Genomic DNA, 6,378 nt, shown 5'->3' with positions numbered 1-6,378 from the left:
GCACTATCTACGTCGCAAGCTCGAGGCCTAAGGGTGGATACGGCTTCCTGACCCTCCCCCGATGATCAGTCGGGGACTATCGCTCTTTGAAAGGACGCTAGTCGAGATACAAGGGTGGATCGCGCTTCACCGATCCACCATCGGTGCCGGGCTTGGCCGCGCTGGTGGATGTGAAAAGCGACATCCACCCTACACGGCTGGTACCGCACCCGCCGCAAAAAGAAAAAGGGAGCCTGCAGGCTCCCTTTTTCATGGGCCGGCAGTCCTCAGGAAAGGAAACCGCCGTCCACGTTCAGCGACACACCGGTGGTGTAGCTGGACGCGTCGCTGGCCAGGTACAGGACCGCGCCGGCCATTTCGCTCGGGTCGGCCACGCGTTTCAGCGGGATACGCTGCAGCGCCATGTTGAGGATGGAGTCGTTCTTCACCAGGGCAGAGGCGAACTTGGTGTCGGTCAGGCCCGGCAGCAGGGCGTTGCAGCGGATGCCGAACTGGGCGCATTCCTTGGCGAAGACCTTGGTCATGCTGATCACCGCGGCCTTGGTCACCGAGTAGATGCCCTGGAACTCGCCCGGGGAAACGCCGTTGATGGAGGCGACGTTGATGATGCTGCCGCCGCCGTTCTGCTTCATCAGCTTGCCGCCCTCGATGGACATGAAGTAGTAGCCGCGGATGTTGACGTCCACGGTCTTCTGGAAGGCCGAGAGGTCGGTGTCCAGCACGTTGCAGAACTGCGGGTTGGTGGCAGCGTTGTTGACCAGGATGTCCAGGCGGCCGAATTTCTCGCGGATCTCGGCGAACACGCTCTGGATCTGCTCCATCTCGCCAATGTGGCAGGCGATGGCAGTGGCCTTGCCGCCTTCAGCGATGATGGCGTCGGCCACGGCCTGGCAGCCTTCGATCTTGCGGCTGGACACGATCACGTGGGCGCCTTGCTGGGCCAGCAGCTTGGCGATGGCTTCACCGATGCCGCGGCTGGCGCCGGAAACGAAGGCGATCTTGCCGTCGAGGTCGAACAGAGTGGTCTTGGACATGGGATTCCCCTTGTTGTGATCCGGTTTACAGCCGTGATTGGTGGATGACCTGGAGGCTCATCTGCTCCAGCAGCTTGTTCATGTGGATGAACTGGGCGAAGCGCTTGTCCTGGGTCTGGCCATGGAAGTAGCGGTAGTAGATCTGCTGCACGATGCCGGCCAGGCGGAACAGGCCGTAGGTGTAGTAGAAGTCCAGGTTGTCGATGCGCGGCAGGCCGGCGCGTTCGGCGTAGTAGTCGGCGAACTCCTGGCGGGTCAGCATGCCCGGCAGGTGGCTCGGCTGGCGGCGCATCAGTTGCACCGGCGCCGGGTCCTTGGCCTCGATCCAGTAGGCGAGGGTGTTGCCGAGATCCATCAGCGGGTCGCCGATGGTGGTCAGCTCCCAGTCCAGCACGCCGATGATCTTCAGCGGGTCCGCCGGGTCGAGGATCACGTTGTCGAAGCGGTAGTCGTTATGCACGATGCCCGGCTTGTGGTGGTCCGCGGGCATCTTGTCACGCAGCCAGGCCTTGACCGGTTCCCAGGTCGGCGCGTCCGGCGTCAGGGCCTTCTCGTAGCGGTCGCTCCAGCCGGTGATCTGGCGTTGCACGTAGCCTTCCGGCTTGCCCAGGTCGCCCAGGCCGCAGGCCTTGTAGTCGACGTTGTGCAGCTCGACCAGCTTGTCGATGAAGCTCAGGCACAGCTCGCGGGCCTGGCCGGCGTCGAGCGACATGTCGGCCGGCAGGTCGGCGCGCAGGATCACGCCCTTGACCCGTTCCATCACGTAGAACTCCGCGCCGATCACCGACTCGTCGGTGCAGTGCACGTACGCCTTCGGGCAGTAGGGGAAGCCGGCGTTGAGCTGGTTGAGGATGCGGAACTCGCGCCCCATGTCGTGGGCGGACTTGGCCTTGTGGCCGAAGGGCGGGCGGCGCAGCACGAATTCCTGGCTGGGGTATTCCAGCAGGTAGGTCAGGTTGGAGGCGCCGCCGGGAAACTGGCTGATGCGCGGCGTGCCGGTGAGGCCGGGAATGTTGGCCTTGAGGTATTGGTCGATGACGGCGGCGTCGAGCTCTTCGCCTTCGCGGATGCGGGTGGATTGATCAGTAAGCGACATGCTTATCCCTTCTGTTTATGATGGGGGCCCGAGACTATTCGCTAATCTAATGCCGCCTCTGGGGCGTCACAAGCTGAACGAGCCGTTATAGACAAAGGTGTTGCAGCACAATCAGGCTGCCTGATTTGCCCGCACCGCCTGGCCCGGGCGAAAAAAAACCGGAGCCCTGGGACTCCGGTTCTTCGTGTGCATGGCGTATGCCGGTGAAGCTTAGACCGGGAACAGTTCGCCGAGCTTCATGGCCAGCATCATGTCGCCTTCGGCGCGCAGCTTACCGGCCATGAAGGCCTGCATGCCGTCGGTTTCGCCGCTCATGATGCCGACCAGGGTGGCGCTGTCCATGATCAGGGTGACGTTCGGGTTGGCGGAGTCGCCCTGCTGCACGTCGCAGGTACCGTCCTTGACCACCAGGTAGTGGTTGTCGCCGTCTTCGATGTTGAACTGGAACACCAGGTCCAGGCCAGCGGCGGCACCGGCGTTGAACTTGGACTGCATGGTTTTGACGATGTCAGCAACGTTGGTCATGGTGTTTTCCTTTTTCTAGGGTTATGTCCGGCGGCCTTTCCAGCCGCAGTGGGCCGGGCTCAGCGATAGGTGATGAGCTCCGGCGCCTTCAACAGTTCCAGATGCACATGACTGTTGAAGGAAGCCAGGGTCACCTCGTTGCCACGGAACTTCAGGCGATTGAGCGAGGTGTTGACGATCTGCCAGTTGAGGCCGAAGGCGCTCTCGGCCGGGATGCCGGCCACCAGGTGGAGCAGGGCGGTGATGGTGCCGCCGGAGGTGAACACAGCGATGTTCTGCTTGCTCTCGGCCTGGGCAAGGATGCGCTCGAGGCCGCCGCGAACCTGCTCGACGAAGTCCCGCCAGCTCTGCAGGCCGGGCTTGTCGTGGGCGCCCGACACCCAGCGCAGCACCAGTTTGGAAAACAGGCGCTGGAACTCGGCGCGGTTCGCTGCGGCATTGCGCAGCACGTGCAGGGCTTCGGGCTCTTGCGGAAGCAGGTCGGGGAGCAGGGCGCGGATGACCGCGTCGGCGTCGAATTCATTGAAGGCCGGGTCGATCTGGATCGCCGGGGCGCCGAGGCCGGCGGCGTCGAACTGGGCCAGGGCGGCCTGGGCCGTGTGCTGCTGGCGTCGCAGGTCGCCGCTGTAGCAGCGATCCAGGCGCAGGCCCAGCTGCGCGAGGTGCGCGCCGAGCACTTCGGCCTGGCGGATGCCGAGGGGCGAGAGCACATCGTAGTCGTCGGCGCCAAAGGAAGCCTGGCCATGTCGAATCAGGTAGATGCTGCCCACGTACTGGCGTCTCGCGAGGTTGAAAGTTCCGCGAGGGTATGAGGAAGCCCGGGGGCTGTCAACGAAAAAACATACGCTTGTTTGAATGCATTTCCGCTGTTTATGCAGAGGTTTCCGGCCGCTGGCGAGGCGGGGGTGGCGCCGTTATGCTTGCAGGTCTTAACGCCGCCGGAAGGCTGGCGTCAACGGGACCAACAAGGGGGAGTTACGTGGAATTTCTTACCGAGTATGCCGGCTTCCTGGCACGGACCGTGACCGTGCTGGTGGCCATCCTGGTGGTGCTGGCTGCCATCGCTGTACTGCGCGGCCGCAACCGGCGCGTGGCCAGTGGCCATCTGGACGTGCGCAAGCTCAACGATTTCTACAAGGGCCTGCGTGAACGCCTGGAGCACTCGGTGCTGGACAAGGCGCACCTGAAGGCCGCGCGCAAGGCCGAGGCCAAGGCGGAGAAGCGCGCGAAGAAGGCGGCTGAACGCAAGCCGCGGGTCTTCGTGCTGGATTTCGATGGTGACATCAAGGCCTCGGCCACCGACCACCTGCGCCATGAGGTGACCGCACTGCTGTCCATGGCCACCGACAAGGACGAGGTGGTGGTGCGTCTGGAAAGCGGCGGCGGCATGGTGCACAGCTACGGCCTGGCGTCCTCCCAGCTGGCGCGCATCCGCGATGCCGGGGTGCCGCTCACCGTCTGCGTGGACAAGATCGCCGCCAGCGGCGGCTACATGATGGCCTGCATCGGCCAGAAGATCCTCGCCGCGCCGTTTTCCATCATCGGCTCCATCGGCGTCGTGGCGCAGCTCCCCAATGTGCACCGTCTGCTGAAGAAGCACGACATCGATTTCGAAGTGCTCACCGCCGGCGAGTACAAGCGCACCCTGACGGTGTTCGGCGAGAACACCGAGAAGGGCCGGCAGAAGTTCCAGGAGGACCTGGAAACCACCCATGAACTGTTCAAGGGCTTCGTCAGCCGTTACCGCCCCCAGCTGAACATGCCGGAGATCGCCACGGGCGAAGTCTGGTTGGGCATGGCGGCGCTGGAGAAGCAACTGGTGGATGAGCTGCGCACCAGCGACGAGTACCTGGCCGAGCGCGCCAAGGAGGCCGAGCTGTTCCACCTGCACTTTGCCGCGCGCAAGACCTTGCAGGAGCGCGTGGGCCTGGCCGCCAGCGTAGCCATCGACCGCGTGCTGCTGAACTGGTGGAATCGTCTCAGCCAGCAGCGTTTCTGGCAGTGAGCGCGAGCCCGGACTGGCTCAGGCCAGTTCGGGCAGCAGTACCTCTTCCCACAGCGAGCGCTGGTACTGCGGCTTGAAGAAGCCGAAGTGGCCGATGGTCTTCTCGCCCACATCCGCCGGGGCGATGCGCTTGAAGTGCTTCTCGGCCTGGCGATAGAAGCTGTGCAGCGACTCGGTATTGCGCCCGGACATCATCTCGTCGTCGGTGAAGGAGATGGAGGTAATGGGCGTGCGCACGGCGGAAAAGGCGGCCCGGACAGTCTCACCCTCGGCGCCCACCGCGTACTCCGGGTCCAGGCACCAGCGGCGCCACTGGCGGATCACTCCCTTGGGCAGGTCGCCGACCATGCCCAGGCGCTTGCCGGGAAAATAGCCGGCCAGCGGCGTCACCAGCGGCGCCACCAGGAACCACAGCAGCCAGACGCGGCGCCGTAGCTCCGCGGTGTTCTCGCGCCAGTAGCCGCTGCCGGTGGCGATGGTCAGGGCCTTGCTGATGCGCTCGTTGCCTTCCACGAAGGGCAGGATCTGCCCACCCAGGCTGTGGCCGATCCAGTACAGCGGCTTGTTGCCGGCGGCATTGGCCGACAGCGAGAGCATGGTGCTGCAGTCATGGCGGGCCCAGTCGAGGATGTCCACATCCAGGTCGCGCAGGTGGCCATTGCGCGACTGGCCCATGCCGACGTAGTCGAAGGTGGCGACCAGGTAACCGCGTTGCGCCAGCCAGGTGGCGAAGGGGGCGTAGTAGCGCTGGGGCACGCCCATGGCGGGTACTATCAGCACCACGGCGCGCAGCTCGCCCTCGGGGCGAAACCAGTTGGCACTGATGATGTGGCCGTTGCCATTGTCGATTCGGGTTTCTGTCGGGCTGATCATTGCATCCGTCCTGGCGTGGAAAAGGCTTCTGGAAAAACGCGAACCCGGGCAGTATACGAAAGCTAGAAAAGTATTCTAGAAAAATATTCTAGTCTCATCAGAGGACATTCATGGGCCGTCCCTCCCGCAAAGACGACATTCTCCAGGCCGCCCTGGCCTGTTTCAGCGAACAGGGCGTGGATGCCACCACCATCGAGATGATCCGCGACCGTTCCGGGGCCAGCATCGGCAGCCTCTACCACCATTTCGGCAACAAGGAGCGCATCATCGCCGCGCTCTACCTGGAGGGGGTGAACGGCTACGCCCGCCTGCTGGAGGCGGGCTTCGCCAAGGTGGACAGCGCCGAGGGCTGCATCAAGCTGCTGGTGGCCTGCTATGTCGACTGGGTGCTGGCGAATCCGGACTGGGCGCGCTTCATCCTGCACAGCCGCGGCCGGGTGGAAGCGAGCGAACTGGGCGAGCAGCTGCGTGAAACCAATCGCCTGCACCATGGGCGGATTGAGGAACTCATGCGGCCTTACCGCGAGGCCGGTGCCTACCGCGAAATGCCGCGGGACTGCTTCGTCTCGGTGGTCATCGGGCCGGTGCAGGACTTCACCCGAAACTGGCTGGCCGGGCGCACCCGTACCAACCTGGCGGATTGCCGCGAGCTGTTCATGCAGGTCGCCTGGGATGCGGTGCGCGCGCCGTAGCGTGCGGTCGGCTCATTGTGGGGCGAAGGTCTGTAGGGGCGAATTCATTCGCCAACCGAACCGCAGGTTCGGCCTTCGATGTATCGGGGGCAGCTTCGCCGCCCTTGGCGAATGAATTCGCCCCTACAAGAGACAGTGCCACCCACGGACGAC

The 6,378-nt window shown here is 64.1% G+C and carries 7 protein-coding genes; 2 read left to right on the top strand and 5 right to left on the bottom strand.

Features of this window, described 5'->3' with window-relative positions:
* Window positions 1-266 precede the first annotated feature (266 nt).
* From ACFW0H_RS29960 to ACFW0H_RS29945, 4 genes are all read right to left on the bottom strand, one after another.
* A complete protein-coding gene (locus ACFW0H_RS29960; protein WP_422917460.1) occupies window positions 267-1,034 on the bottom strand; it encodes an SDR family oxidoreductase in 768 nt (255 codons plus the stop codon).
* 25 nt (window positions 1,035-1,059) lie between these two features.
* Window positions 1,060-2,130: a phosphotransferase family protein gene (locus ACFW0H_RS29955; RefSeq protein WP_422917459.1), complete on the bottom strand. Its 1,071-nt coding sequence runs from the start codon at window positions 2,128-2,130 to the stop codon at window positions 1,060-1,062.
* 210 nt (window positions 2,131-2,340) lie between these two features.
* The gene (locus ACFW0H_RS29950; RefSeq protein ID WP_422917458.1) at window positions 2,341-2,655 is read right to left on the bottom strand and encodes an SCP2 sterol-binding domain-containing protein; all 315 of its coding nucleotides are present in this window, start codon (window positions 2,653-2,655) and stop codon (window positions 2,341-2,343) included.
* A gap of 59 nt (window positions 2,656-2,714) precedes the next feature.
* Window positions 2,715-3,425, bottom strand: coding sequence for a histidine phosphatase family protein (locus ACFW0H_RS29945; RefSeq protein WP_422917457.1), 711 nt, complete (start codon window positions 3,423-3,425; stop codon window positions 2,715-2,717).
* A gap of 209 nt (window positions 3,426-3,634) precedes the next feature.
* Here ACFW0H_RS29945 and sohB point away from each other — a divergent pair, with 209 nt between their 5' ends.
* The gene (gene sohB, locus ACFW0H_RS29940; RefSeq protein WP_422917456.1) at window positions 3,635-4,660 is read left to right on the top strand and encodes a protease SohB; all 1,026 of its coding nucleotides are present in this window, start codon (window positions 3,635-3,637) and stop codon (window positions 4,658-4,660) included.
* Window positions 4,661-4,678: 18 nt separating this feature from the next.
* Here sohB and ACFW0H_RS29935 read toward each other — a convergent pair whose 3' ends face one another.
* The gene (locus ACFW0H_RS29935) at window positions 4,679-5,533 is read right to left on the bottom strand and encodes an alpha/beta hydrolase family protein (RefSeq protein ID WP_422917455.1); all 855 of its coding nucleotides are present in this window, start codon (window positions 5,531-5,533) and stop codon (window positions 4,679-4,681) included.
* Window positions 5,534-5,643: 110 nt separating this feature from the next.
* Here ACFW0H_RS29935 and ACFW0H_RS29930 point away from each other — a divergent pair, with 110 nt between their 5' ends.
* Entirely contained in the window at window positions 5,644-6,225 is a 582-nt protein-coding gene (locus tag ACFW0H_RS29930) for a TetR/AcrR family transcriptional regulator (protein ID WP_422917454.1), read from the top strand.
* The last annotated feature ends 153 nt before the right edge of the window (window positions 6,226-6,378 follow it).

The sequence above is a fragment of the Metapseudomonas cellulosilytica genome (genome assembly GCF_049334135.1).
Classification (GTDB): Bacteria; Pseudomonadota; Gammaproteobacteria; order Pseudomonadales; family Pseudomonadaceae; genus Metapseudomonas.
The sequence above is the reverse complement of the archived record's forward strand: the minus strand, read 5'-3'. Positions and strand labels throughout refer to the sequence as shown.

What these genes read in the sequence shown, in the direction of transcription:
- ACFW0H_RS29960 (WP_422917460.1), bottom strand. Translation starts at nt 1,034, where the DNA reads ATGTCCAAGACCACTCTGTTCGACCTCGACGGCAAGATCGCCTTCGTT.
- ACFW0H_RS29955 (WP_422917459.1), bottom strand. Translation starts at nt 2,130, where the DNA reads ATGTCGCTTACTGATCAATCCACCCGCATCCGCGAAGGCGAAGAGCTC.
- ACFW0H_RS29950 (WP_422917458.1), bottom strand. Translation starts at nt 2,655, where the DNA reads ATGACCAACGTTGCTGACATCGTCAAAACCATGCAGTCCAAGTTCAAC.
- ACFW0H_RS29935 (WP_422917455.1), bottom strand. Translation starts at nt 5,533, where the DNA reads ATGATCAGCCCGACAGAAACCCGAATCGACAATGGCAACGGCCACATC.
- ACFW0H_RS29930 (WP_422917454.1), top strand. Translation starts at nt 5,644, where the DNA reads ATGGGCCGTCCCTCCCGCAAAGACGACATTCTCCAGGCCGCCCTGGCC.